Here is a 22,171-nt window from a genome sequence, read left to right as displayed (position 1 = left end):
GTATCAGTGGAACCCGCCAATCCGTTTCATGTCGTTGAAGTTGAACCAGATGAAGAACGCCCTGCCGACGATGTTCTCATCCGGAACGAATCCCCAGACGCGGCTGTCGCTGCTCGCGTCGCGGTTGTCGCCCATCACGAAGTAATGCCCTTCGGGTACGGTGCAACGCACGCCGGCCGTAGTATAGGTGCAGTTCTCGCGACGCGGATAATCGAGTACCTGCGGCACGAAGGGCGGCACGTCACGCTCGATCAATACCGAATGCTCGACGGCACCCAGTTTTTCCAGGAAACGCGGCGAGTAGTACAGGCGATCCGGATGGAGGTAATCGTCCTGCGGCGCGATCGGCACCGCTTCGCCATTGATGCGCAGGCGCTTGTCGATGTACTCGATCCTGTCGCCCGGAAGTCCCACGACGCGCTTGATGTAATCCATCGACGGATCGGCAGGATAGCGGAACACCATCACGTCGCCGCGCTTGGGCGAATTCACCTCGACGATCTTCTTGTTGATCACCGGCAGGCGAATGCCGTAGGTCCACTTGTTCACGAGGATGAAATCACCGACGAGCAGCGTCGGAATCATCGACCCGGACGGAATCTTGAACGGCTCGACAATGAACGAGCGCAGGCCGAACACGATCAGGATCACCGGAAAGAAACTGGCACCGTACTCGACCCACCATGGCGAGGGGGCACCGGGAGAGCGACGCTTCTTCGCGTAGAAGTGGTCGATGCCCCAAAGGATCGCCGTTGCCACCAGCAGCAGGAACAACACCAGCGCAAAATTCACACAGACTCCGTTTCGTCGCGATTCAACGCAGCGCGGCGCAAGGCCCCGCCGCTTATTTGCCTTCGTCCACCCGCAGCACGGAGAGGAAGGCCTCCTGCGGAATTTCGACGTTGCCGACCTGTTTCATGCGCTTCTTGCCTTCCTTCTGTTTCTCGAGCAGTTTCTTCTTGCGCGAGATGTCGCCGCCATAGCACTTCGCGAGCACGTTCTTGCGCAGCGCCTTGATGGTCTCGCGCGCAATGATGTGCGAGCCGATCGCTGCCTGGACGGCGACGTCGAACATCTGGCGCGGAATCAGCGAACGCAGCTTCGCCGCCACTTCACGCCCGCGATACTGTGCCGAGGCGCGGTGCACGATCACCGACAGCGCATCGACCTTCTCGCCGCCGACCATCATGTCGAGCTTCACGAGATCGGCCGCACGGTACTCCTTGAACTCATAGTCCAGCGACGCGTAGCCGCGCGACACCGACTTCAGCTTGTCGAAGAAGTCCATCACCACTTCGTTCATCGGCAGGTCGTAGATCAGTTGCACCTGGCGGCCGTGGTAGCGCATATCGACCTGCACGCCGCGCTTCAGGTTGCACAGCGTGATCACCGGACCGACATATTCCTGCGGCATGAAGATCGTCGCCGTGATGATGGGCTCGCGAATCTCCGCAACTTTCGACAGGTCGGGCAGTTTGGAAGGATTCTCGACATGAATCACTTCACCGCTGTTCATCACCACCTCATACACGACGGTCGGCGCAGTGGTGATGAGGTTCATGTCGAATTCGCGTTCGAGGCGCTCCTGCACGATGTCCATGTGCAGCAGGCCAAGGAAGCCGCAGCGGAAACCGAAGCCCAGCGCCTGCGAGACTTCCGGCTCGAACTGCAGCGAGGCGTCGTTCAGGCGCAGCTTCTCCAGCGAATCGCGCAACTGGTCGTACTCGCTCGACTCGACCGGATACAGGCCGGCGAACACCTGCGGCTTGATCTCCTTGAAGCCGGGCAGCGGTTCGACCGCCGGACGGCTCGCGAGGGTCACGGTGTCACCCACTTTCGCCGCCTGCAGTTCCTTGATGCCGGCGATGATGAAGCCCACCTCGCCAGCGGACAATTCAGTACGCGGAACCGAGCGCGGAGTGAACACGCCGACCTGGTCGCACGGATACTGGGCACCGTTCGCCATCAGGAGGATGCGGTCCTTCGGCCGCAGCACGCCGTCCACGACGCGCACCAGCATCACGACACCGACGTAATTGTCGAACCACGAGTCGATGATCAACGCCTTCAGCGGCGCCGCGGGATCGCCCTTGGGCGGCGGGACGCGGCGCACGACGGTCTCGAGCACGTCCTCGATGCCCAGCCCCGTCTTCGCCGAACACAGCACGGCCTCGGACGCATCGACGCCGATCACGTCCTCGATTTCCTGGCGCGCGTTGTCCGGATCCGCCGCGGGGAGGTCGATCTTGTTCAGGACCGGTACGACCTCGACATTCTGCTCGATCGCCGTGTAGCAGTTCGCGACCGTCTGCGCCTCGACACCCTGCGACGCATCGACCACGAGCAGCGCGCCCTCGCAGGCCGACAGCGAACGGCTCACCTCGTAGGAGAAGTCCACATGCCCCGGCGTGTCGATCAAGTTCAGGTTGTAGACCTGACCATCCTTCGCCTTGTACTGCAGAGCGGCCGTCTGCGCCTTGATCGTGATCCCGCGCTCGCGTTCGAGGTCCATCGAATCGAGCACCTGCTCCTCCATCTCGCGATCGGAGAGCCCGCCGCAATAGTGGATGAGCCGATCAGCCAGCGTGGACTTGCCGTGATCGATGTGGGCGATGATGGAAAAGTTTCGGATGTGTTGCATGCGCCAACAAAATAAAGGTGCCATGCGGCACCCAGGATGAATCGGTTGAATCGGCTAAGCCGCGGATTCTAGCGGAAAACGCCCGCAATAGGCACGGATCGCCGCCTCGTCGAGGTGGTAATGGCACAGCTCGGTGTCGCCGGCCAGGACGACGGGAACCAGCTCATCCCACCGCGCTTCCAGCACAGGATCGGCATCGACATCCAGGACGCGCACGGCCCACCCGAGTTCGGCAGCCAAGGGCAGCAACCGGTCAACGAGATCGTGACACAGATGACACCATTCGCGACTCATGACGGTGAGCTCGCGTACCACGCTCAATCCCCCGCCCTCAGGGTCACGTAGCTCGTTCCGGACCCGCGGTGCACCAGCAAGGTCACCAACTGGCCGTCCTTGACCTCCGCAGCCTGGCGAGCAAAGCCATCCACCGACTTCAGCGCGATCTGGCGCCCACCGGACACGATTGCGAGCACGATGTCGCCCACCTGCAGGTCGGCGCGCGCCGCGGCGCCCTGCACCCGTTCGATGACCAGCCCGTGCTCCACGTTGCGCTCGCGTTTCTGCGCCGGGGTCGGCAGTGCGAGCACGAGGCCGAGCTTGTTGGGCGCCGGCTGCACGCGCTCGCTTCGGCGCGCGCGCGAACCGCCTTCGTCCGTCCATTCGCCGACCACGATATTGATCTCGCGTAGTGCGCCCGCCCGGTACAGCGCCAGGTTGACCTGGGATCCGGGACGGCTCGTGGACACGATCCGGGGCAGATCGCTTGACTCTTCGACCGCCTTGCCGGCGAAACGCACGATCACGTCGCCCTGCTCGATGCCCGCCTTCGCCGCCGGACCACCCGGCTCGACGGCGCTCACGAGCGCCCCTTCCGCACGCGGCAATGCAAAGGTCTCCGCGAGCGCGCGCGTCACTTCCTGGATGGCGACACCAATACGCCCGCGCTGCACGCGGCCGCTGGACTTGAGCTGCCCCTGGATCTCCATGGCGAGGTTGATCGGGATCGCGAACGACAGCCCCATGAAACCGCCGGTCTGGCTGTAGATCTGCGAATTGATGCCGACCACCTCACCCTTGAGGTTGAACAGCGGCCCACCCGAATTGCCGGGGTTGATCGCGACGTCCGTCTGGATGAAGGGCACGAAATTCTCGTCCGGCAGGCTGCGCCCCTTCGCGCTGACGATGCCGGCCGTCACCGAATGGTCGAAACCGAAGGGCGATCCGATCGCAACCACCCACTCCCCAACCTGCAGCTTGTCCGGGTCCCCGATCGCCAGACGCGGCAGATCGGTCGCGTCGATCTTGATCAGCGCCACATCGGACCGCGCATCCGCCCCCACCACGCGCGCGCGGAACTCGCGTTTGTCGACCAGGCGGACGATGATCTCCTCCGCCCCTTCGATGACGTGTGCGTTGGTCAGGATATAGCCGTCCGCACTCACGATGAAGCCGGAACCCAGCGACTTGTTGTCGGGATCGATGCGGGGATGTTCGGGCTTGCGCGGAATGAAGCGCCGGAAGAAATCGAACATCGGATCGTCCGGCGCAAGCCCCGGGAACCCCGGCCCGGCGCCCTTCCCCGCCTGCGCCGCGCTGATGTTCACGACAGCCGCACCATGCCGCTGCACGAGCTGCGTGAAATCGGGCAAGGCAATCAGGCTGCCCGCGGCACACGCGGCAGAGGCTGCAAATACGCAGGACAGCGCAAAGACAAGTGCGCGCAGCAGACGCCCGACGTTCATTCCTGCTGCGCCCCCGCCACACCACATTCGGCGCTCCCGCGCACCATCTCGATCTCGAATCCGCGACGCACGGTCCGGCTGCGGAAGACCGCGCGATTGATCCCGAGCGCGACCGCAAGTCCGACAAGCCCCCCCACCGCGGTGCTCGGGTCCTGCGCACCGGGGTCGGCGAGTGCGCTGCCGAGCGCGGCACCAATCAGCAGCAGCCCGACGGACAGGCCGTAACCCAGCAGCGCGCCCCGCAACGGCGCACCGTCGCGCATCCGCAGGCGCACCAGCTCGCCCGGCCGAACATCGAAAGGATTCGGAACCGCAAACACTTCCTCAGGCGCCTTCAACGCATACGCGAGGCCCGTCGAGCGGCATCCGCCCGGCTCGTCGCAGCGTCCGCAGCCCCCCGCCCGCTCGGTCAGGCGAACCCACGCGCGCGCACCGTCGACCCGCTCTACCACGCCCTGCGCTTCGTTCATCGCGCCACCGGCTCGATCGCGTCACCCAGGCGCTGTACCGAACGCAAGGGCACCTCGCCCAGAGCCGTCACGAGATACGGGCCCACGACACGCTTGTAGATGTTGATCGCGCCACTCGCAAGCGGCCCGGGTTCTACGCGTGCCCCATCGTTCGGCTCGATGAACACCGAGATCGAAGCGAGTCCGTCGCTGTACACCATGTGCAGCGCCTCGCCCCGATCGCGACCGAGGGGCCTGCGCATCACCGACACGAGGGAAAATCCAGCCAGCGGCGCGTTCAGCGCCCAACCGCTTTCCTCCTTGCGCACTTCGACGCCATTGGCCTGGACAATCCGCCAGTCGCTGCTCTTCGTAATGCGCGGGCGGAATGCATCGCTGCCGATCTCGCCGCCTATCCTGACATCGCTGAAGGTGAATTGCTCGACGATCTCGCCGCGATCGTCAACGGTGCGTGCCTTGAGCAGGAGGCCCGACTGCAGTTCCGCCCACAGCTGGTAACCGAAGCGCAGGTCGTCTTTCGGCTCGAGGATGATCTGCTGCGCATCAAGACCCGCCACCCGACCCACGCTGCCCTTGCGGATACGATAATTTTCCGCAAGGCCGCCGAATGCCACCGGCAGTCGCGAAGGGAATGCACGTCGGGTACCCGGGCGGTCGATGATGACGGTCTTCTGGTCCGGCAGCACGCAACGCACTTCGTTGTTGCTGCGGATCACCTCGCGCGGACTGCCGTCGAGCACTTCGAGGCGTTCGTGTTCGCCATTCGCATCGCTCATGTGCGCGATGCGCGACGTCTCGAAATTCTTTCCCGACTGATAGATGAAAGTACCGGAGTAATTCAGGCGCTGGCCCGCAGTCGCCATTCGTCCGAGCCAGGACAGTGGATCACTCGGAGACTCCGCAATGGCCGGCGCCTGCATCAATGCCGCGCAGACCGCCAAAACAGCCGACATCCGCCTCATCGACCACTGTCCTGCCCGACATCGGAAACGGTACGCACGTGCTGGATCACACCTGATATGGGCCCGCCGCCGGACATCGCCTGATGAACGAAGACATATTCGCGGGTCGGATCCACCGCAACCGGCGTCGGCGTAACCGCAACCGGACGTACCGTTGTATGCGCCGCCACTGCAACTGACGATCGCGCGACGGCAACGGGGCTGCCGGCACCCTGCCCCTGATCGCTGTACAAGGTATGCGCAACCCACCCCACGGCGGCCACGCCCATCACGGAGGCCGCCAGCGGCATCAGGGACCGCCACAACCGCCCTCCCTCCGCAGCGGCGTACCGGGGAGGCGCGAGCAAGGTGGGCTCCTCGTCGAGATTCGCCATGACGCGCCCGACAAAACCGGCGTTCCCGTCACGGTCTCCACGGAGCACGTCGCCGATCAGGCAGTATGCCTCCCAGTCGGTGCGCAATGACGGCTCGCGCCGCATCGACTCGAACACCGGATGCGCCGACTGCTCATCGAGATCACCATCCAGAAGTGCCGACAATCTGTCCTTCATGAGTACCACCTACCAACGTTTATCAGGTGCCGTATCCAGCAGCGGCCGCAGTCTTTCAGCAATTGCCTCGCGTGCGCGAAAGATTCGCGAACGCACCGTTCCGATCGGACAATCCATGATGCTGGCAATTTCCTCGTAGCTCAGACCCTCCAGTTCCCTGAGCATGATCGCCGTACGCAACTCCTCAGGCAGCGCCTCCATTGCCTGATCGACCGTCTCGCCGATCTGCCGCGTCATCATCAGCCGTTCCGGCGTATTGATGTCGCGCAATTGCTCGCCTTCCTCGAAGGTCTCCGCCTCTTCGGAATCGAATCCCGTCGAGGTGGGCGCCCTGCGGCCTTGCGAAACCAGATAGTTCTTAGCGGTATTGATCCCGATACGGTACAACCACGTGTAAAAAGCACTATCGCCACGAAACGAACCCAAGGCGCGGTACGCCTTGATGAACGTTTCCTGGGCCACGTCCTCGACCTCTGCCGAATCGCGGATCAAGCGGGACAGCAGCCTGTGCAGCTTGCGTTGGTACTTTGCTACCAGCAAGCCGAAAGCCTGCTTGTCACCGCGCTGCACGCGCTCGACAAGCTGCTGATCTATCTCGCGATCGCTCATGGGCGGGTCGTTTCTCTATGTTGGGCAAAATCCGCGCCAGTATAGCGACCCCACCCCGTCTCCGGCAAAGTTCGAAGCTAAACAGAAGACCGACACGCCTTGAAATAGTTCAGACCGCAATGGGGTTTTCCGGCGCCCGCCTACGGTGTACGGCCCGACGTCCCGGACCGGCATACCGAACGTGATATAGTTCATGAATCGGTCGATCCTTGGCACATACGATCTTGTCAAAACAATACGACGTACTCATCCTCGGCAGCGGCGCCGCGGGGCAGTCCATCGCGCTGCGTCTCGCAGACCACCTTCGCGTCGCCCTCGTCACCAAGCGCGCGATTTCCGACAGTGCCAGCGCCTGGGCACAGGGCGGCATCGCCGCAGTCCTCGACACCTCCGACAGCATCGAAGCCCATATCCAGGACACCTACGTCGCGGGCGGCGGACTGTGCGACCCGAAGGCCACGCGCTTCGTCGTCGAACACGGCAAGACCGCGATCGAATGGCTGATCGGGCGCGGCGTCCCCTTCACTCGCGAAGACCAGTCGAGCCTCGGATACCACCTCACCCGCGAAGGCGGCCACTCGCACCGGCGCATCATTCACGCAGCGGACGCCACCGGCGCAGCGGTGCAGGCAACGTTGACCGAACAGGTCAGCAAGCATCCCAACATCGACATCCTCGAAAACCACATCGCGGTCGACCTGATCCTCGGCGACAAGCTGGGCCAGCCCGACCAGGGCTGCCTCGGCGCATATGTGCTGGACATCGCCAATGACCGCGTCGAGACGATCGGCGCCCGCAATACCGTCATTGCGACCGGCGGAGCGGGCAAGGTCTATCTGTATACGACCAACCCGAGCGTCGCGACCGGCGACGGTATCGCCATGGCATGGCGGGCCGGTTGTCGCGTGGCGAACATGGAATTCATCCAGTTCCACCCGACCTGCCTGTATCACCCGCAAGCGAAATCCTTCCTGATTTCGGAAGCCGTGCGCGGTGAAGGCGGGCTGCTGAAGCTGCCCGACGGGACCCGATTCATGCCGGCGCACGATGCCCGCGCGGAATTGGCTCCGCGCGACATCGTCGCCCGCGCGATCGACTTCGAGATGAAGAGACACGGTATCGACTGCGTCTATCTCGATATCAGCCACAAGCCGGCCGATTGGTTGCGCGAGCATTTTCCCAATATTCACGCACGCTGCCTCGAACTGGGGATCGACATCACCCGCGAGGGGATTCCCGTCGTACCCGCAGCTCACTACACCTGCGGGGGCATCGTCACCGATCTCGCCGCCCGCACCGACGTACCGGGCCTCTACTCCGTCGGCGAATCTGCGTACACGGGCCTTCATGGCGCCAACCGCCTCGCCAGCAACTCGCTCCTCGAGTGCCTGGTTTTCGGCGAAGCGGCGGCGAACGATATCCTTTCCCAACCGCGCCGCACCCTGCCCCGACTTCCGGACTGGGACGAGAGTCGCGTGACCGACGCCGACGAAGAAGTCGTGATTTCGCACAACTGGGCGGAATTGCGGCGCTTCATGTGGGACTATGTCGGCATCGTACGCACAACCAAGCGCCTGCAGCGCGCGCAGCACCGCATCCGCCTGCTCGCGCGCGAAATCAACGAGTTCTATTCGCACTTCCGCGTCAGCAACGATCTGATCGAACTGCGCAACCTCGTGGTCACTGCCGACCTGATCGTGCGCTGCGCCCTGCGCCGCAAGGAAAGCCGCGGCCTGCACAGCTCGCGCGATTACCCGGACACGCTGTCGGTGGCACGCCCCACGGTTCTGAGACCGCACCGGCGCTGAGGAGCGGCGACGCGCCCTCCGGCAGGGCCCGATTCGCCCCCTGCTGGATCAGCGCTGCGCGGGTGCGTCGTCCCCGGCGGCGTCCGACCGGGCGGCGCCGACCTTGTGTCTGAGCCAGACCTTCATACCCCGCCACTCGTCGCCACCGACATTCCCTCTTACGAGCATCAGCGCTCCGACGATCGGCAGGCGAGACGAACGTCGGACCCGCGTACCGCGCCAGTGAATCCAAACGGCCCAACCGAAATCGACACACCCCGGTTCGGCCACCGCATACACCGTTCGGCGCCCGCGGCCATCCGGATCAACGTACAGTTCGCCATTATCCTGCAGCACCAGACACACGCCCGCCTTCGCTCTTTCGGCGCGGATCGCCGAGCGCAGTGAGAATGCCAGCCCTGCAACGATGACGATGACGAATGGCAGAGGGAAGGACGAGCGCAGAAATGCAAACGCCGCGATCGCGTGGATCGCGGCGTTCATCAGGAACATCAGCCTCGACGGGCGGAGTCCGATTTCAAGCGGGTAGCGCACGGGCTACCGCACCTGCAACTCAGACGCGGCGAAACGCGATGGTTCCGTTCGTGCCGCCAAAGCCGAACGAGTTCGACAGCGCGGCGCGGATTTCCATCGGCCTTGCCTTGTTCGCAACGTAGTCGAGATCGCAACCTTCGTCCTGTTCGAAGATGTTGATCGTCGGCGGAGCGATCTGATTATGGATCGCGAGCGTTGTAAACACCGCCTCGACGCCTCCCGCTGCGCCCAGCAGGTGACCAGTCATCGACTTGGTCGAATTCACCGCAATCGACTTCGCGCGGTCGCCGAAGCAGCGCTTGACCGCCGTCGTTTCCGCGAGGTCGCCGAGCGGCGTCGACGTGCCGTGGGCATTGATGTAGTCGACCTCGTCAAGCGCCATGCCTGCATCGCGCATCGCATTCGTCATGCAGCGCGCCGCACCGTTGCCATCCTCGCACGGAGCGGTCATGTGGTAGGCGTCGGCGCTCATGCCGTAACCGACGACTTCGGCATAGATCTTCGCGCCACGCGCCTTCGCGTGCTCGTATTCTTCGAGCACCAGCACGCCGGCGCCCTCGCCCAGCACGAAACCGTCGCGCCCCTTGTCCCACGGACGGCTCGCCGTCTGCGGATCGTCGTTGCGCGTGGAAAGCGCACGGGCGGAGGCGAAACCACCGACGGCCAGCGGCGTCACGGTCGACTCGGCGCCGCCGGCGATCATCACGTCTGCGTCGCCGTACTGGATGAGACGCGCGGCTTCGCCGATGCAGTGCGTAGCGGTCGTACAGGCGGTGACCATCGCCAGGCAAGGCCCCTTCAGGCCGAACATGATCGACAGGTTGCCCGCGATCATGTTGATGATCGTTCCGGGAATGAAGAACGGGGAAATCTTGCGCGCCCCCCCCTTCAGGTAATCGTCGTGGGTGGATTCGATCATCGGCAGACCGCCGATACCCGAGCCCAGATTTACGCCGATGCGCTCGGCGTTCTCGGCGGTAACCTGCAGTCCGGCGTCCTGGAACGCCTGGATGCCGGCGGCCATGCCGTAATGGATGAACACATCCATACGACGGGCCTCTTTCGGCGAGAGATACGTGCCGATATCGAAACCCTTCACCTCACCGGCGATCTTCACCGGGAAGTTCGTGGTATCGAAGCGCGTGATCTCGCCGATACCGGAGCGGCCGTTGACAATGTTGTCCCAGGCCTCCGGAACGGTATTCCCGACCGGGGAAATGATGCCCAGGCCGGTAATGACGACTCTGCGACGGGTCAATGTTCGCTCCGGTAATCAGTCTTACTTCTTCAGGTGGGCGTTGACGTAGTCAATCGCCTGCTGAACCGTGGTGATCTTCTCAGCTTCCTCGTCCGGGATTTCGCACTCGAACTCTTCCTCGAGGGCCATGACCAGTTCCACGGTATCCAGCGAATCCGCGCCCAGATCGTCGACGAACGAGGACTCGATCTTGATTTCCGACTCGTTCACACCAAGTTGTTCGGCGACAATTTTCTTGACGCGCTGCTCGATGTTCTCCATGAACTAACTCCTTCCCAGAATGATCCAGATATGTAAGAAAAAAAGCCGGCGTATTCTACCAAAAAGGATGAGAACCGCTATCGCCGCCGGCGATTACGACATGTACATACCGCCATTCACGTGCAGGGTCGTGCCCGTAACGTAGGCGGCAGCGGGCGAGGCCAGGAAGGCCACCGCTCCGGCGATTTCTTCGGGACGTCCGAGCCGGCCGAGCGCAATGTTGCCCAGCAGCGCGTCGCGGGCCGATTCCGGCAGGGCACGGGTCATGTCCGTGTCGATAAAGCCCGGAGCCACGCAGTTCACCGTGATGTTGCGGCTACCCAGCTCGCGCGCCAGCGCACGGCTCATGCCGGCGACACCGGCCTTTGCCGCTGCATAGTTCGCCTGCCCCGGGTTGCCGGCGCTACCGACCACGGATGTGACGTTGATGATGCGGCCGCCACGAGCCTTCATCATGCCGCGCATGACCAGCCGCGACATGCGGAACACCGCTTTCAGGTTGGTGTCGATGACGGCATCCCACTCATCGTCCTTCATGCGCATTGCGAGGTTGTCGCGCGTGATGCCGGCATTATTCACGAGGATGCCGACGGCGCCGAAGCGCTTCTCGATTTCGCCGATGGCCGCTTCGCACGCGGCCGCGTCGGTGACGTTGAGCGCCATCCCGCAACCCTTGATGCCCGCTTCTTGCAGGCCATGTTCGATATCGGCGGCCCCCGCCTCCGAAGTTGCAGTGCCAACGACGGTCGCGCCCAGCCGGCCCAGTTCGAGCGCCACGGCGCGTCCGATCCCGCGGGACGCACCGGTCACGAGGGCCACCTGCCGTTCGAGCGAAAAACTCATTTGAATTACCTCAAGACCGCAATGGATTGTTCGAGACTCGCCGCGTCGTGAATCGAGCCGCCCTGCACGTCGCCCGCAATCCGCTTCGTCATGCCCGCGAGGACCTTGCCCGGTCCGCACTCAAGGACGTGCCCCATGCCGCGGCGCGCCATCTCCTGCACCAGCTCGATCCAGCGTACCGGAGAGAAGGCCTGGCGCACGAGAGCGTCGCGGATCCTCGCGGGATCGTCGTATACGGCAACGTCCACATTGTTGATCACGGCAATTTCCGGCTTGCCGATCGCCACCGAGGCGAGTCGCTCGGCGAGGCGCTCCGCCGCCGGCTTCATCAGCGCACAGTGGAACGGGGCGCTCACCGGCAGCAGCATCGCGCGCTTGGCGCCGCGTGCCTTCGCCGCCTCGATCGCGCGCTCGACCGCGCCCTTGGCTCCGGCAATCACGATCTGGCCGGGGGCGTTCAGGTTCGCAGCCTCGACAACTTCGCCCTGAGCCGCTTCGGCGCAGGCTTCGCGAACGGCTTCGACTTCCAGACCGAGCAGCGCGGCCATGCCGCCTTCACCGGCAGGAACGGCCTCCTGCATCGCCTGCGCACGGAAACGCACGAGCGGAACAGCATCAGCGAAGGCCATCGCACCGGCAGCGACGAGCGCGGAATACTCACCGAGACTGTGACCCGCAACCAGCTGCGGCTTGGGACCACCCGCGGCAAGCCACGCGCGATATGCGGCCACACCGGCCGTGAGCATCAGGGGCTGGGTATTGACGGTCAGCGCGAGTCGCTCGGCAGGCCCATCATTGACCATCTGCCAGAGATCCTCGCCGAGCGCATCGGATGCCTCGGTGAAGGTATCGCGGATCTCGGCGCGGTCGCCGTAGCCCGCCATCATTCCGACGGATTGGGACCCCTGTCCCGGGAACACCAGAGCAAAAGCCATTGTTCTTGTCCTGTCTCAGAATTGGAGCAGCGCGGCGCCCCACGTGAAACCGCCGCCGACGCCTTCGACGATGATCCGCTGGCCCGTCCGGATACGCCCGTCGCGCACAGCCAGATCGAGGGCAAGCGGGATCGATGCCGCCGAGGTGTTGCCATGCCGATCGACCGTCGCGATCACCTTGTCCATCGGCACGCCGAGCCGCTTCGCGGTCGCCTGGATGATGCGGATGTTGGCCTGATGCGGGATCAGCCAGTCGACCGTCTCAGACTCCACTCGGGCGTCGGCGAGCACCTCGTGCGCGACCTCGCCCAGCACCTTGACCGCAAACTTGAATACCGCCTGACCGTCCATGCGCAGGAAGGGGTCTCCGATCACCTGGCCCGAGGCCACCGCGCCAGGCACGCACAGGATGGGGTGATGGCTGCCGTCCGCGTGCAGTGCGGTCGCCAGGATACCCGGCACATCGGACGCCTCGAGCACGACCGCGCCCGCCCCATCGCCGAACAGCACGCAGGTTCCGCGATCGGACCAGTCGAGGATGCGCGAGAACACTTCGGCACCAACCACCAGCGCGCGCTTGTGACTGCCGGAGCGGATAAATTTCTCGGCGATCGTCAGTCCGTAGACGAAGCCGGTGCACACGGCCTGCACATCGAACGCGGCGGCACCGTTGCGCATCCCGAGCTTGGCCTGCAGCAGGGTTGCGGTACTCGGGAAGATACAGTCCGGCGTGGAGGTCGCGACGATGACGAGATCGATGTCTTCCGGCTGCAGCCCGGCGGCCGCGATGGCGCGACGGCTCGCCTCGCACGCGAGATCGCTCGACGTGACGTCGCTTGCCGCGAGGTGACGGGTGCGAATGCCCGTACGCTCGACGATCCATTCGTCCGACGTATCGATGCCGCGCGCGACGAGATCGTCGTTACTGACCGGCTCACCCGGCAGGAAACTTCCCGTGCCGGCGATTCGTGCATAGATCATGCTGCTCTCCCCATTGCCGCCATGCGCTCGCTGATGCGCTCGACAAGGCGATTCGACGCGGCCTCGGCGGCTCGGTGAATGGCCTGCTCGAACGCATACACGTCGGCAGATCCGTGGCTCTTGACCACGACACCACGCAGCCCGACCAAGGCCGCACCGTTGTAGCGACGATGATCGACGCGGCTCTTGAAACGCTTGAGCGCGGGCATCGCAACTACCGCCATGGCCTTGGTCAGCAGGCTGCGGCTGAATTCCTCCTTGAGGAAGGCCGCAAGCATCTGCGCAAGCCCCTCGGACGTCTTCAACGCCACGTTGCCGACAAACCCGTCGCACACAACAACATCGGTCGTACCCTTGTAGATGTCGTCGCCTTCCACGTTGCCGTAGAAGTTCAGGCCGCTGCCGCGCAGCAGTTCGCCGGCGCGCTTCACGACATCGTTACCCTTGATCGCCTCTTCGCCGATGTTGAGCAGTCCTACCGACGGGCGATCGACGTGCTCGACCGCGGACACGAGCATTGCCCCCATGATGCCGAACTGGAGCAGGTGCTCGGGCTCGCAATCGACGTTGGCGCCGAGGTCGAGCACATACACCTGCCCCTTCCGCGTGGGCAGGATTGTCGCGATCGCAGGCCGGTCGATGCCGTCGAGCGTCTTCAGAACAAAACGCGAGATCGCCATCAGCGCGCCGGTATTGCCCGCGGACACTGCCGCCTGGGCCGTGCCGGCCTTCACCAGGTCGACCGCGACGCGCATCGAGGAATCCTTCTTCGTGCGCATGGCGATCGCCGGCGGATCGTCCATCTCGACGACCTCGGACGCCGCACGGACCGACAGACGATCACCGAAACCATTGCCGATGGCCGCCACGGCCTGATCGAGCGCGTCCTGGCGCCCGACCAGAATGACCTTGGCCTCGGGATGGTTGCGCAGGAAGGCCCGCGCGGCCGGCACCGTCACGGACGGACCATGATCGCCGCCCATGCAATCTATCGCAACGGTGACACCCATGGAGCTTTCGTGCACCTCGAACAGGGACTCGGGATGAAAAAACGGCGCAGACGCCCTAAGCGCCGCGCCGCCTTGAAAGACAGGACTTATTCGCCCTTGATCTTGACGACTTTCTTGCCGCGATACACACCGCTCGGGCTGATGTGGTGACGCAGGTGAACTTCGCCGGTGGTCGCTTCGACAGCGAGCGGCGGATTGGTCAGGAAGTCGTGGGCACGATGCATGCCACGCTTGGAGGGGGATTTTTTGTTCTGCTGAACGGCCATGAAAAACTCCTAGTACAAATATCGCGCCTATTCCGCGCCGTCGGTCTTGCGCAACTTCTCAAGCGACGCGAAAGGCGATTCCTTTACGGCGCCACCATCGGGGCGGGGCGCCTCACACTTTTCATGCCGAGGCGCAATTGGCACCGTCAGCACGATCTCATCCTCGACCAACGCCGTCACATCCATGTCCGACGTCGCTTCAATTGCATCGAACTCGTCTTCTTCCAGTTCGTCATCCGCGATCGGCTGACCGGGCCTGACCAGTTCGAACAGCGCGTCCACGTCCACCGGCCAAACCATGGAACCAAGGCAGCGCTGGCAACGCACCTGCAACTCACCCGAAATGGCGAGATGCATGCGCGGCCTGCGGTCCATCCCCATCTCGCCGACCAGACTGAACTGCACGCTACCGGCCTTATCCAGCAGCATGTCGCCGAGTCGCGGCAATTGCGTCAGCGGAATGACCCCGCTCAGGCTATGGCCTTCGGCTGCAAACTTGAAAGGATCCGGAAGAACACGGCGTTGCGACATAAGAGGCGCATGATATTATTTTCGGCTTCCCCTGTCAAAACCCTGAAACGCCTATTTTCAAGGATTTGCGCTACCGGCGAGGCTGCACAAGCCTCACCCGCATCGCCCGGCCGCCGTTCGCACCCCCCTTCGACCATGAAACTCGTACTCGCCTCGACCTCCACCTATCGCCGCATGCTCCTCGAACGCCTCCAGACCCCGTTCGAGACCGCCAGCCCGAAGGTTGACGAAACCCCCCTGCCCGGCGAGACACCGCCCGCGACCGCAAATCGCCTCGCAATCGAGAAAGCGCAGGCGGTGGCACTCAATCACCCCGACACCCTCGTGATCGGCAGCGATCAGGTCGCGCACATCGGCGACGAAGTGTTCGGCAAGCCGGGCACCGTCGAGCGAGCCGTCGCCCAATTGCGCCGCATGAGCGGACAGACGGTCACGTTCCACACTGCACTCGCGGTCGTCAACACCCGCAACGGACATGTCCGCAGCGAAAACGTCCCGACCTTCGTGCGCTTCCGCAATCTCGACGATGACGAGATCCGGCGCTACGTAGACAAGGAACGCCCCCTCGACTGCGCCGGCAGCGCGAAGTCGGAAGGTCTCGGCATCACACTCCTGGAGTCGCTCTCCGGCGACGACCCGACAGCGCTGATCGGCCTGCCGCTCATCGCGCTGTCGCGCCTCTTGCGCGCCGAAGGCATGCAGCTCCCATGAGCGCACGACGCGGGGCCCTGTTTCTCGTACCGGTGAGCCTCGGCGACACGGTGTGCTCGCACATACTCCCGCACGAGGTACAGGCGGTCGCCCGCCGGCTCCGCCACTTTGTCGTCGAAAACGCAAAGACGGCACGGACGGAACTCAAGCGCCTCGAACACCCGGGCCCGTTGCGCGATATCGACATCCAGGTCTTGCCGGAGAAAGATGCCCCGGCCGCACTCGATGCCCTGCTGGCCCCGGCACTTCAGGGCCACGATATCGGCCTGATGTCGGAAGCCGGCTGCCCGGCGGTCGCGGATCCAGGAGCAAGACTGGTGGCTCGCGCGCACGCACTGGACATAGAGGTGCGACCGCTGGTCGGCCCGTCGTCGATTCTGCTGGCCCTGATGGCGTCCGGCCTTAACGGCCAGAGCTTTGCCTTCAACGGCTATCTGCCCGTTTCCGAATCGGAACGGGACGGGCGCATCCGGCAACTCGAGGACGAATCGCGCCGCCTGCAGCGTACGCAGATCTTCATCGAAACCCCCTACCGCAACGAACGCCTCTTCGACGCCCTGCTGGCGAATTGCCGTCCGGCGACGCGGCTATGCGTCGCGCGCGAACTGACGACGGACAGCGAATGGGTGCACAGCGCGAGCATTGCCGACTGGCGCCGGAAGCCCAGGCCCGAGCTGGCCAGACGCCCCACGCTCTTCCTGTTGCTCGCGAGCTGACCCCTCCCGCGGTCAGGCGTACTTGCGCAGCCACAGGACAAGCTCGGCGGGCGAATCGAGAAGCCCGACGACCTCCTCGCCCTCCAGCGCCTCCCGCGGATGCGCCCCGAAGGTCACGCCAAGCCCGGCCACCCCCGCATTCCTCGCCATCTGAAGGTCGTGCGTCGTGTCACCGACCATCAGCGTGCGCTCCCGAGTGACGCCGAGCTCGTCCATGATTTCCTCCAGCATCGCCGGGTGCGGCTTGGAGAAACATTCGTCCGCGCACCTGGTGGCGTGAAAGAACGGCCCCAGCCCGCTGAGTTCGAGCGCGCGATTGAGGCCCAGCCTGCTCTTTCCGGTTGCGACAGCCAGCATCCGCCCCGCCGCGGAAAGCTCCTCGACCATTTCGTACGCACCCGGAAACAACGACAGCTCTTGATCCCGCGCCAGGTAATGGTAACGATAGCGCTCGACCATGCGGGGATAGTCGGCCTCGGGCAAATCCGGCACGGCATGGCGCAGCGCGTCGGCCAGCCCCAGTCCGATGACGTGGCGAGCGCGCGCCTCGGACGGCTCCGGCAGATTGAGGTCTCGTGACGCCGCCATGATCGCGCTTACGATCGCCGCCGCCGAATCCATGAGGGTTCCGTCCCAGTCGAAGACGATGAGGTCGAAGCGCTTAGCCATTCTTGCGAGACTCTGTTGCATCCAGGTGATCGATGAAACCCTGCAGCTCGTCGGGAAGCGGCGACTGCAGCACGATCGGCTCCCCGGTAAGCGGATGGACGAAGGAGAGATGGGCTGCATGGAGGAACATCCGTCTCAGCCCCTCCTGCTCGAGCGCCTTGTTGAGCGGGAAATCGCCGTACTTGTCGTCGCCGCACAGCGGAAAGCCGAGGTGAGCGAGATGGACGCGGATCTGATGGGTACGACCCGTCTTGAGTTCCACCTCGAGCAGACTGAAGCGCTGCCAGCGCTTCACGAGCCGCACGACACTATGCGCCTGCTTGCCGTCAGCGCTCACCCGCACGCGCCGCTCCCCCTCGGGCGTGAGGTACTTGAACAGCGGCTCCTTCACGTGCTGCAAGGGGTTGGCCCACCTGCCGGGCACCAGCGTGAGATAGCACTTCTCCACGCGCCCCTCGCGCATCATGTCGTGCAGCGCGGTCAGCGCCGACCGCTTCTTCGCGATGATCAGGAGCCCCGAGGTCTCACGGTCGATGCGATGCGCCAGTTCGAGCATGCGTGCTTCCGGCCGCTGGCTGCGCAATTGCTCGATGACACCGAAGCTCACGCCGCTGCCACCATGCACGGCTTTCCCCGAGGGCTTGTCGACGACCATGAGGGCATCATCCTCGTACACGACGGGCAGAGCCTTGCCCGCAGGCACCACCGCCGGCGTGTTCGATTCCGCGACGCGTACGGGGGGAATCCGCACCTCGTCCCCGAGCGCGAGGCGGTAGGTCGGACCGACCCGTCCGCCGTTGACGCGCACTTCCCCGCTGCGCAGGATCCGATAGACGTGGCTTTTCGGTACCCCTTTGCACAAGCGCATGAGGTAATTGTCTATCCGCTGACCGGCGACCGAATCATCGACGCGTTCGCGCCGGACCGTCGTCGCTTTGCCTTGTGCCATCATCCTGAAATATACTTGCCGCCGGTTAGTCCCGGTTTCATCGACGCCCCTCTCGCACCGATGCGGAGGAAAGCGGTCGACAACGAGCCCCAGAAGAGCTCCCGGACAACCACAACGTGCTGTCGTTGCCGAAAAAGGCATCGATGGTAACGCAATTGACAATCTTCGATCCATTGGATTGAACAAAGACGCGTAACGCACCCGCAGGATCAAGCGTTCCGGCCCCAGGCGGGAATGCATGAACATCGACCAGCCGACCCATCACAGCCCATTACCGACCGGAAAAAAGTAGAAGAACCTACCCGCTCCTGATCACGTAACAAGCGCGATGGTGCGCGCGGTTCGTCCTGCCCGTGGGTTTCGCGCGGGGGAACGAAATCAATGAAGCGCATGCTTTTCAATGCGACGCAGGCCGAGGAACTGCGCGTCGCAATCGTGGATGGTCAGAAACTGATCGACCTCGATATCGAATCGGCCGCCAAGGAACAACGCAAGAGCAATATCTACAAGGCCGTCATCACGCGTATCGAGCCCAGTCTCGAAGCTGCGTTCGTTGACTACGGCTCCGAGCGGCATGGTTTTCTGCCGTTCAAGGAAATATCCCGCTCCTACTTCGCGCCCGGCGTCGATGCCGGCAAGGCGCGCATTCAGGACGCGCTCAAGGAAGGCCAGGAACTCATCGTCCAGGTCGAAAAGGACGAGCGCGGCAACAAGGGCGCGGCCCTTACCACCTACATTTCACTGGCGGGACGCTATCTGGTCCTGATGCCGAACAACCCCCGAGGGGGTGGCGTTTCGCGGCGCGTCGAGGGTGACGAGCGCAGCGAACTGCGCGAAGTCATGGATCAGCTCGAAGTTCCCCCGGGCATGAGCCTGATCGCGCGCACCGCAGCGATCGGCCGCAGCGCCGAGGAACTGCAGTGGGATCTCAACTACCTGTTGCAGCTGTGGCGAGCGATCGACGGCGCTGCACAGTCACAGTCGGGCGCTTTCCTGATCTATCAGGAAGGCAGCCTCGTGATCCGCGCGATCCGCGACTACTTCCAGCCGGACATCGGCGAAATCCTGATCGACACGGATGACGTGTACGAGCAGGCCCTTCAGTTCATGGCCCACGTGATGCCGGCCAACGTCAATCGCGTGAAGCGTTACAGCGACGACGTGCCGCTGTTCTCGCGCTTCCAGATCGAACACCAGATCGAGTCCGCCTACTCGCGCCAGGTGGGCCTGCCCAGCGGCGGCGCGGTCGTGATCGACCATACCGAAGCCCTCGTCTCGATCGACGTCAACTCCGGCCGCTCGACCAAGGGCGCGGACATCGAGGAAACGGCCTTCCGCACCAACCTCGAAGCGGCCGAAGAGATCGCACGCCAGCTCCGTCTACGCGACCTTGGCGGCCTGATCGTCATCGACTTCATCGACATGGAGTCGCAAAAGAATCAGCGCGAGGTCGAGAACCGCCTGCGTGACGCGCTGCGCCACGACCGTGCACGCGTCCAGACCGGCAAGATCAGCCGCTTCGGCCTGCTCGAGCTTTCGCGCCAGCGCCTGCGCCCCGCGCTTGCGGAAACGAGCTACATCCCCTGTCCGCGATGCAACGGCACCGGTCACATCCGCAGCACCGAATCGTCCGCACTGCACATCCTGCGCATCCTCGAAGAGGAAGCGATGAAGGAAAACACCGGCGCAGTGCACCTGCAGGTCCCGGTGGATGTCGCGACCTTCCTCCTCAACGAGAAGCGTTCGGACATCGCGCACATCGAGTACCGGCACAAGATCCAGCTGATCATCATCCCCAACCGCCATCTCGAGACGCCGCACCACGAGATCATCCGGTTGCGCCACGACCAGCTGAACCAGGAAGAAGTGACGCTCGCCAGCTACCAGCTGGTCGGCAAACCTGCCGAAGTCGACCTGCGCCTGCCGACGAAGGACGACAAAAAACCGGCCCGTGCCGAAGCCGTGGTGAAGGGCATCGCGCCTGCACAGCCTGCACCGGTGGTGGAGCCGAAGTCCGAGCCTGTCACCCCCTCGGCCACACAGCCCGGCCTGATTGCGCGCCTCTTTGGGTGGCTGCGCGGTGAGAAGTCGTCCCCTGCTCCGCAACCCGTGGAAGAAGCACAGCCCAAGCGCGAAGCGCGTCCGCGCGGCGAGCGCGGGGATAACCGCCGCGGCGGCAACAACCGCAACCGCCGCGAAGGCCAGCGCACCGAACGCGAGGAGCCGTCGCAAGGCGCCCGCAGCAGCGGCAGAAGCGAACAGCGACAGGAGCGCGCCGAACGGGCCGAGCGTCCCGAACGGACTGAACGCCAGGAACGCACCGAACGCACCGAACGCGTAGAGCGCCCCGAAACTGCGGAACGCAGCGAAGGCCGCCGCCAGCGCGGTCCGCGCCAGCCCAAGCCCGTCGAGACCGTAGAGAATGCAGCCGAACAGCAGATCGCGGAGACCGTCGCAGCAGCCGGTGTGACCGAGGCAGGCGCACCGACGGGCGAAGAAGGTACGCCCGAGAAGCGCCGCCGCCGCAGCCGCGGTCGCCGCGATCGGCGCCCGGGTGAAGACCAGGGAGTCGTGGCTGCAGCGGCAACGGGCACCGAGGCCATCGAAGCGGTAACCGCAGGCGAAGCCGCACAGACGGAACCGGCCCCGCAAGTGGTCGAGGCGGCGGCAGTCGCAACTGCCGCGCCAGCCCAAGCGGCGATCACTGTTGCGGAAACCGAGGCCCCGCTGCCCGTCGTCGCCAGCGCAGCCGAAGCGGTTCCGGCTGAGGTCGAGGAAGCGCCCATGCCCGTTCGTGCGATGGCGGCAGCAGCCCCCGCCGGCACCGTGGACGATGCCGCAACGATCGTCGAGGAAATAGCGGCCATCGAAGCAGCGCCGACGGCACAAGCCGAGGAGGCGCCCGCGGAAGTCGTTGCGCCGGCAGTGGAAGCCGCTGCGCCCCCCGCAGTCGCGCCGGCAGCCGGGTCAGCCGAAGCCGAGCAACCTGCTCCGGCGGAAGCCGAGGCCGCCCCGGTCGTCGCGGTCGAGCAGGCCAGCGCGGCCGAGGTACCGGAGGCCTCTCATGCGCCGTCTGCACCGATCGATCTCGGCAGCTCGCTGGCGGAGAGCGGTCTCGTCATGATCGAAACGAGCCGCGAAAAGGTCCAGGCTTTCGCCCAGGTCCATGCCGAAGAGGCACCTGCCCGTCCGCTCGGCCGGCGTCCGCGGCCTTCGCTGGTGGTTTCCGACGAGCCGCTGCAGCAGGTCGAAACCCACAAATAGCACTGATCAGCTGCGGCAAGCAGAAAAAAGGGGCGCCCACCGGGCGCCCCTTTTTCTTTCAGCTGTGACCCGTCCTGAAAGAAGTTGACACCTTTTCTGGAAAGAAAGGGGAAGTCAGATGGAAACGGGGATTAAGAGGACACAGCGGGACTACACGCTGGCTTTTAAACTGGCGGTGGTCGAGCAAGTAGAAAAAGGCGAACTGACCTACAAGCAGGCGCAGGAGCGTTACGGCATTCAAGGCCGGTCGACGGTTCTGGTCTGGTTGCGCAAGCACGGTCGCCAGAGCTGGGGTGTGATGGCACACTACGGTCGTATGAGTGACCCTGCCCAATCACCGAACAGCCAGACGCTCACGCCGGAGCAACGGATCAAGGAACTGGAGGTCCAGCTCAAGGAAGCGCGGGAAAAATCCCAATTCTTTGAAGCGGTGATCGAGGTTCTGAAGAAGGACTATGGG

Annotated in this window: 23 protein-coding genes and 1 pseudogene; 5 read left to right on the top strand and 19 right to left on the bottom strand. The window is 64.1% G+C overall.

Going from position 1 to position 22,171, the window contains the following annotated elements:
* Positions 1-3: 3 nt before the first annotated feature.
* Genes lepB through rpoE form a run of 8 tightly spaced genes read right to left on the bottom strand, consistent with a single transcriptional unit; the run spans position 4 to position 6,975 of the window.
* Complete coding sequence (gene lepB / locus BW991_RS20600) at positions 4-792, bottom strand: signal peptidase I (RefSeq protein ID WP_076603995.1); 789 nt, start codon at positions 790-792, stop codon at positions 4-6.
* Between the two features lie 52 nt (positions 793-844).
* Positions 845-2,641: a translation elongation factor 4 gene (lepA, locus tag BW991_RS20595; RefSeq protein WP_076603994.1), complete on the bottom strand. Its 1,797-nt coding sequence runs from the start codon at positions 2,639-2,641 to the stop codon at positions 845-847.
* A gap of 54 nt (positions 2,642-2,695) precedes the next feature.
* Positions 2,696-2,935 carry a glutaredoxin family protein gene (locus tag BW991_RS20590; RefSeq protein WP_076604046.1) on the bottom strand — a complete coding sequence of 80 codons (240 nt, stop codon included), beginning with the start codon at positions 2,933-2,935 and terminating at the stop codon, positions 2,696-2,698.
* Positions 2,936-2,958: 23 nt separating this feature from the next.
* Positions 2,959-4,383, bottom strand: a complete 1,425-nt coding sequence (locus BW991_RS20585) for a Do family serine endopeptidase (protein WP_076603993.1) — start codon at positions 4,381-4,383, stop codon at positions 2,959-2,961.
* Positions 4,380-4,853, bottom strand: a complete 474-nt coding sequence (locus BW991_RS20580) for a SoxR reducing system RseC family protein (protein WP_076603992.1) — start codon at positions 4,851-4,853, stop codon at positions 4,380-4,382. Before BW991_RS20580 ends, BW991_RS20585 begins: the two co-directional genes overlap by 4 nt.
* Entirely contained in the window at positions 4,850-5,815 is a 966-nt protein-coding gene (locus tag BW991_RS20575) for a MucB/RseB C-terminal domain-containing protein (protein WP_076603991.1), read from the bottom strand. Before BW991_RS20575 ends, BW991_RS20580 begins: the two co-directional genes overlap by 4 nt.
* A complete protein-coding gene (locus BW991_RS20570; protein WP_076603990.1) occupies positions 5,812-6,366 on the bottom strand; it encodes a sigma-E factor negative regulatory protein in 555 nt (184 codons plus the stop codon). The genes BW991_RS20575 and BW991_RS20570 overlap by 4 nt, the downstream gene beginning before the upstream one ends.
* 9 nt (positions 6,367-6,375) lie before the next feature.
* Complete coding sequence (rpoE, locus tag BW991_RS20565) at positions 6,376-6,975, bottom strand: RNA polymerase sigma factor RpoE (RefSeq protein ID WP_050416433.1); 600 nt, start codon at positions 6,973-6,975, stop codon at positions 6,376-6,378.
* A 224-nt stretch (positions 6,976-7,199) separates the two neighbouring features.
* On the opposite strand from rpoE, the gene nadB reads away from it, so the two are divergent.
* The gene (nadB, locus tag BW991_RS20560) at positions 7,200-8,783 is read left to right on the top strand and encodes an L-aspartate oxidase (RefSeq protein ID WP_076604045.1); all 1,584 of its coding nucleotides are present in this window, start codon (positions 7,200-7,202) and stop codon (positions 8,781-8,783) included.
* Between the two features lie 48 nt (positions 8,784-8,831).
* Here nadB and BW991_RS20555 read toward each other — a convergent pair whose 3' ends face one another.
* The 9 genes from BW991_RS20555 to BW991_RS20515 all read right to left on the bottom strand — a co-directional run bounded on the left by BW991_RS20555 (position 8,832) and on the right by BW991_RS20515 (position 15,402).
* Complete coding sequence (locus BW991_RS20555) at positions 8,832-9,317, bottom strand: protein YgfX (protein ID WP_342068000.1); 486 nt, start codon at positions 9,315-9,317, stop codon at positions 8,832-8,834.
* Positions 9,318-9,336: 19 nt separating this feature from the next.
* Positions 9,337-10,575: a beta-ketoacyl-ACP synthase II gene (fabF, locus tag BW991_RS20550; protein WP_076603988.1), complete on the bottom strand. Its 1,239-nt coding sequence runs from the start codon at positions 10,573-10,575 to the stop codon at positions 9,337-9,339.
* Positions 10,576-10,596: 21 nt separating this feature from the next.
* Complete coding sequence (gene acpP, locus BW991_RS20545; RefSeq protein ID WP_004255952.1) at positions 10,597-10,836, bottom strand: acyl carrier protein; 240 nt, start codon at positions 10,834-10,836, stop codon at positions 10,597-10,599.
* 93 nt (positions 10,837-10,929) lie between these two features.
* Positions 10,930-11,679: a 3-oxoacyl-ACP reductase FabG gene (fabG, locus tag BW991_RS20540; RefSeq protein ID WP_076603987.1), complete on the bottom strand. Its 750-nt coding sequence runs from the start codon at positions 11,677-11,679 to the stop codon at positions 10,930-10,932.
* A gap of 5 nt (positions 11,680-11,684) precedes the next feature.
* Positions 11,685-12,614 (bottom strand): ACP S-malonyltransferase, encoded by a 930-nt coding sequence (gene fabD / locus BW991_RS20535; protein ID WP_076603986.1) that lies wholly within the window; start codon positions 12,612-12,614, stop codon positions 11,685-11,687.
* A 15-nt stretch (positions 12,615-12,629) separates the two neighbouring features.
* Entirely contained in the window at positions 12,630-13,595 is a 966-nt protein-coding gene (locus BW991_RS20530; RefSeq protein ID WP_076603985.1) for a beta-ketoacyl-ACP synthase III, read from the bottom strand.
* Positions 13,592-14,605 carry a phosphate acyltransferase PlsX gene (plsX, locus tag BW991_RS20525; protein ID WP_076603984.1) on the bottom strand — a complete coding sequence of 338 codons (1,014 nt, stop codon included), beginning with the start codon at positions 14,603-14,605 and terminating at the stop codon, positions 13,592-13,594. Before plsX ends, BW991_RS20530 begins: the two co-directional genes overlap by 4 nt.
* Before the next feature lie 86 nt (positions 14,606-14,691).
* Positions 14,692-14,871 carry a 50S ribosomal protein L32 gene (rpmF, locus tag BW991_RS20520; protein ID WP_076603983.1) on the bottom strand — a complete coding sequence of 60 codons (180 nt, stop codon included), beginning with the start codon at positions 14,869-14,871 and terminating at the stop codon, positions 14,692-14,694.
* 27 nt (positions 14,872-14,898) lie between these two features.
* Positions 14,899-15,402, bottom strand: coding sequence for a YceD family protein (locus BW991_RS20515; RefSeq protein ID WP_076603982.1), 504 nt, complete (start codon positions 15,400-15,402; stop codon positions 14,899-14,901).
* Positions 15,403-15,537: 135 nt separating this feature from the next.
* On the opposite strand from BW991_RS20515, the gene BW991_RS20510 reads away from it, so the two are divergent.
* On the top strand, positions 15,538-16,113 hold the full coding sequence (locus tag BW991_RS20510; protein ID WP_076603981.1) for a Maf family protein: 576 nt from the start codon (positions 15,538-15,540) through the stop codon (positions 16,111-16,113).
* On the top strand, positions 16,110-16,829 hold the full coding sequence (locus BW991_RS20505; protein WP_076603980.1) for an SAM-dependent methyltransferase: 720 nt from the start codon (positions 16,110-16,112) through the stop codon (positions 16,827-16,829). Before BW991_RS20510 ends, BW991_RS20505 begins: the two co-directional genes overlap by 4 nt.
* Before the next feature lie 12 nt (positions 16,830-16,841).
* On the opposite strand, the gene BW991_RS20500 is transcribed toward BW991_RS20505, so the two are convergent.
* Both BW991_RS20500 and BW991_RS20495 read right to left on the bottom strand, forming a co-directional pair.
* A complete protein-coding gene (locus BW991_RS20500) occupies positions 16,842-17,498 on the bottom strand; it encodes an HAD-IA family hydrolase (RefSeq protein WP_076603979.1) in 657 nt (218 codons plus the stop codon).
* Entirely contained in the window at positions 17,491-18,450 is a 960-nt protein-coding gene (locus BW991_RS20495) for an RluA family pseudouridine synthase (protein ID WP_076603978.1), read from the bottom strand. Before BW991_RS20495 ends, BW991_RS20500 begins: the two co-directional genes overlap by 8 nt.
* Positions 18,451-18,828: 378 nt before the next feature.
* Between BW991_RS20495 and BW991_RS20490 the strand changes: the two genes are divergently transcribed.
* Both BW991_RS20490 and BW991_RS20485 read left to right on the top strand, forming a co-directional pair.
* Positions 18,829-21,711, top strand: a complete 2,883-nt coding sequence (locus tag BW991_RS20490) for an Rne/Rng family ribonuclease (RefSeq protein ID WP_076603977.1) — start codon at positions 18,829-18,831, stop codon at positions 21,709-21,711.
* 118 nt (positions 21,712-21,829) lie between these two features.
* Positions 21,830-22,171, top strand: a pseudogene (locus BW991_RS20485) (helix-turn-helix domain-containing protein); the annotation flags it as partial.

The organism is Aromatoleum tolulyticum (genome assembly GCF_900156155.1).
Lineage (GTDB): Bacteria > Pseudomonadota > Gammaproteobacteria > Burkholderiales > Rhodocyclaceae > Aromatoleum > Aromatoleum tolulyticum.
The sequence above is the reverse complement of the archived record's forward strand: the minus strand, read 5'-3'. Positions and strand labels throughout refer to the sequence as shown.

Excerpts from the sequence above, each read along its gene's own strand:
- lepA (WP_076603994.1), bottom strand. The coding sequence starts at position 2,641 with ATGCAACACATCCGAAACTTTTCCATCATCGCCCACATCGATCACGGC.
- BW991_RS20570 (WP_076603990.1), bottom strand. The coding sequence starts at position 6,366 with ATGAAGGACAGATTGTCGGCACTTCTGGATGGTGATCTCGATGAGCAG.
- BW991_RS20585 (WP_076603993.1), bottom strand. The coding sequence starts at position 4,383 with ATGAACGTCGGGCGTCTGCTGCGCGCACTTGTCTTTGCGCTGTCCTGC.
- acpP (WP_004255952.1), bottom strand. The coding sequence starts at position 10,836 with ATGGAGAACATCGAGCAGCGCGTCAAGAAAATTGTCGCCGAACAACTT.
- plsX (WP_076603984.1), bottom strand. The coding sequence starts at position 14,605 with ATGGGTGTCACCGTTGCGATAGATTGCATGGGCGGCGATCATGGTCCG.
- BW991_RS20510 (WP_076603981.1), top strand. The coding sequence starts at position 15,538 with ATGAAACTCGTACTCGCCTCGACCTCCACCTATCGCCGCATGCTCCTC.
- BW991_RS20505 (WP_076603980.1), top strand. The coding sequence starts at position 16,110 with ATGAGCGCACGACGCGGGGCCCTGTTTCTCGTACCGGTGAGCCTCGGC.
- BW991_RS20580 (WP_076603992.1), bottom strand. The coding sequence starts at position 4,853 with ATGAACGAAGCGCAGGGCGTGGTAGAGCGGGTCGACGGTGCGCGCGCG.
- rpoE (WP_050416433.1), bottom strand. The coding sequence starts at position 6,975 with ATGAGCGATCGCGAGATAGATCAGCAGCTTGTCGAGCGCGTGCAGCGC.
- fabG (WP_076603987.1), bottom strand. The coding sequence starts at position 11,679 with ATGAGTTTTTCGCTCGAACGGCAGGTGGCCCTCGTGACCGGTGCGTCC.
- BW991_RS20530 (WP_076603985.1), bottom strand. The coding sequence starts at position 13,595 with ATGATCTATGCACGAATCGCCGGCACGGGAAGTTTCCTGCCGGGTGAG.
- fabD (WP_076603986.1), bottom strand. The coding sequence starts at position 12,614 with ATGGCTTTTGCTCTGGTGTTCCCGGGACAGGGGTCCCAATCCGTCGGA.
- BW991_RS20515 (WP_076603982.1), bottom strand. The coding sequence starts at position 15,402 with ATGTCGCAACGCCGTGTTCTTCCGGATCCTTTCAAGTTTGCAGCCGAA.
- BW991_RS20590 (WP_076604046.1), bottom strand. The coding sequence starts at position 2,935 with ATGAGTCGCGAATGGTGTCATCTGTGTCACGATCTCGTTGACCGGTTG.
- BW991_RS20490 (WP_076603977.1), top strand. The coding sequence starts at position 18,829 with ATGAAGCGCATGCTTTTCAATGCGACGCAGGCCGAGGAACTGCGCGTC.
- rpmF (WP_076603983.1), bottom strand. The coding sequence starts at position 14,871 with ATGGCCGTTCAGCAGAACAAAAAATCCCCCTCCAAGCGTGGCATGCAT.
- BW991_RS20495 (WP_076603978.1), bottom strand. The coding sequence starts at position 18,450 with ATGATGGCACAAGGCAAAGCGACGACGGTCCGGCGCGAACGCGTCGAT.
- BW991_RS20575 (WP_076603991.1), bottom strand. The coding sequence starts at position 5,815 with ATGAGGCGGATGTCGGCTGTTTTGGCGGTCTGCGCGGCATTGATGCAG.
- BW991_RS20500 (WP_076603979.1), bottom strand. The coding sequence starts at position 17,498 with ATGGCTAAGCGCTTCGACCTCATCGTCTTCGACTGGGACGGAACCCTC.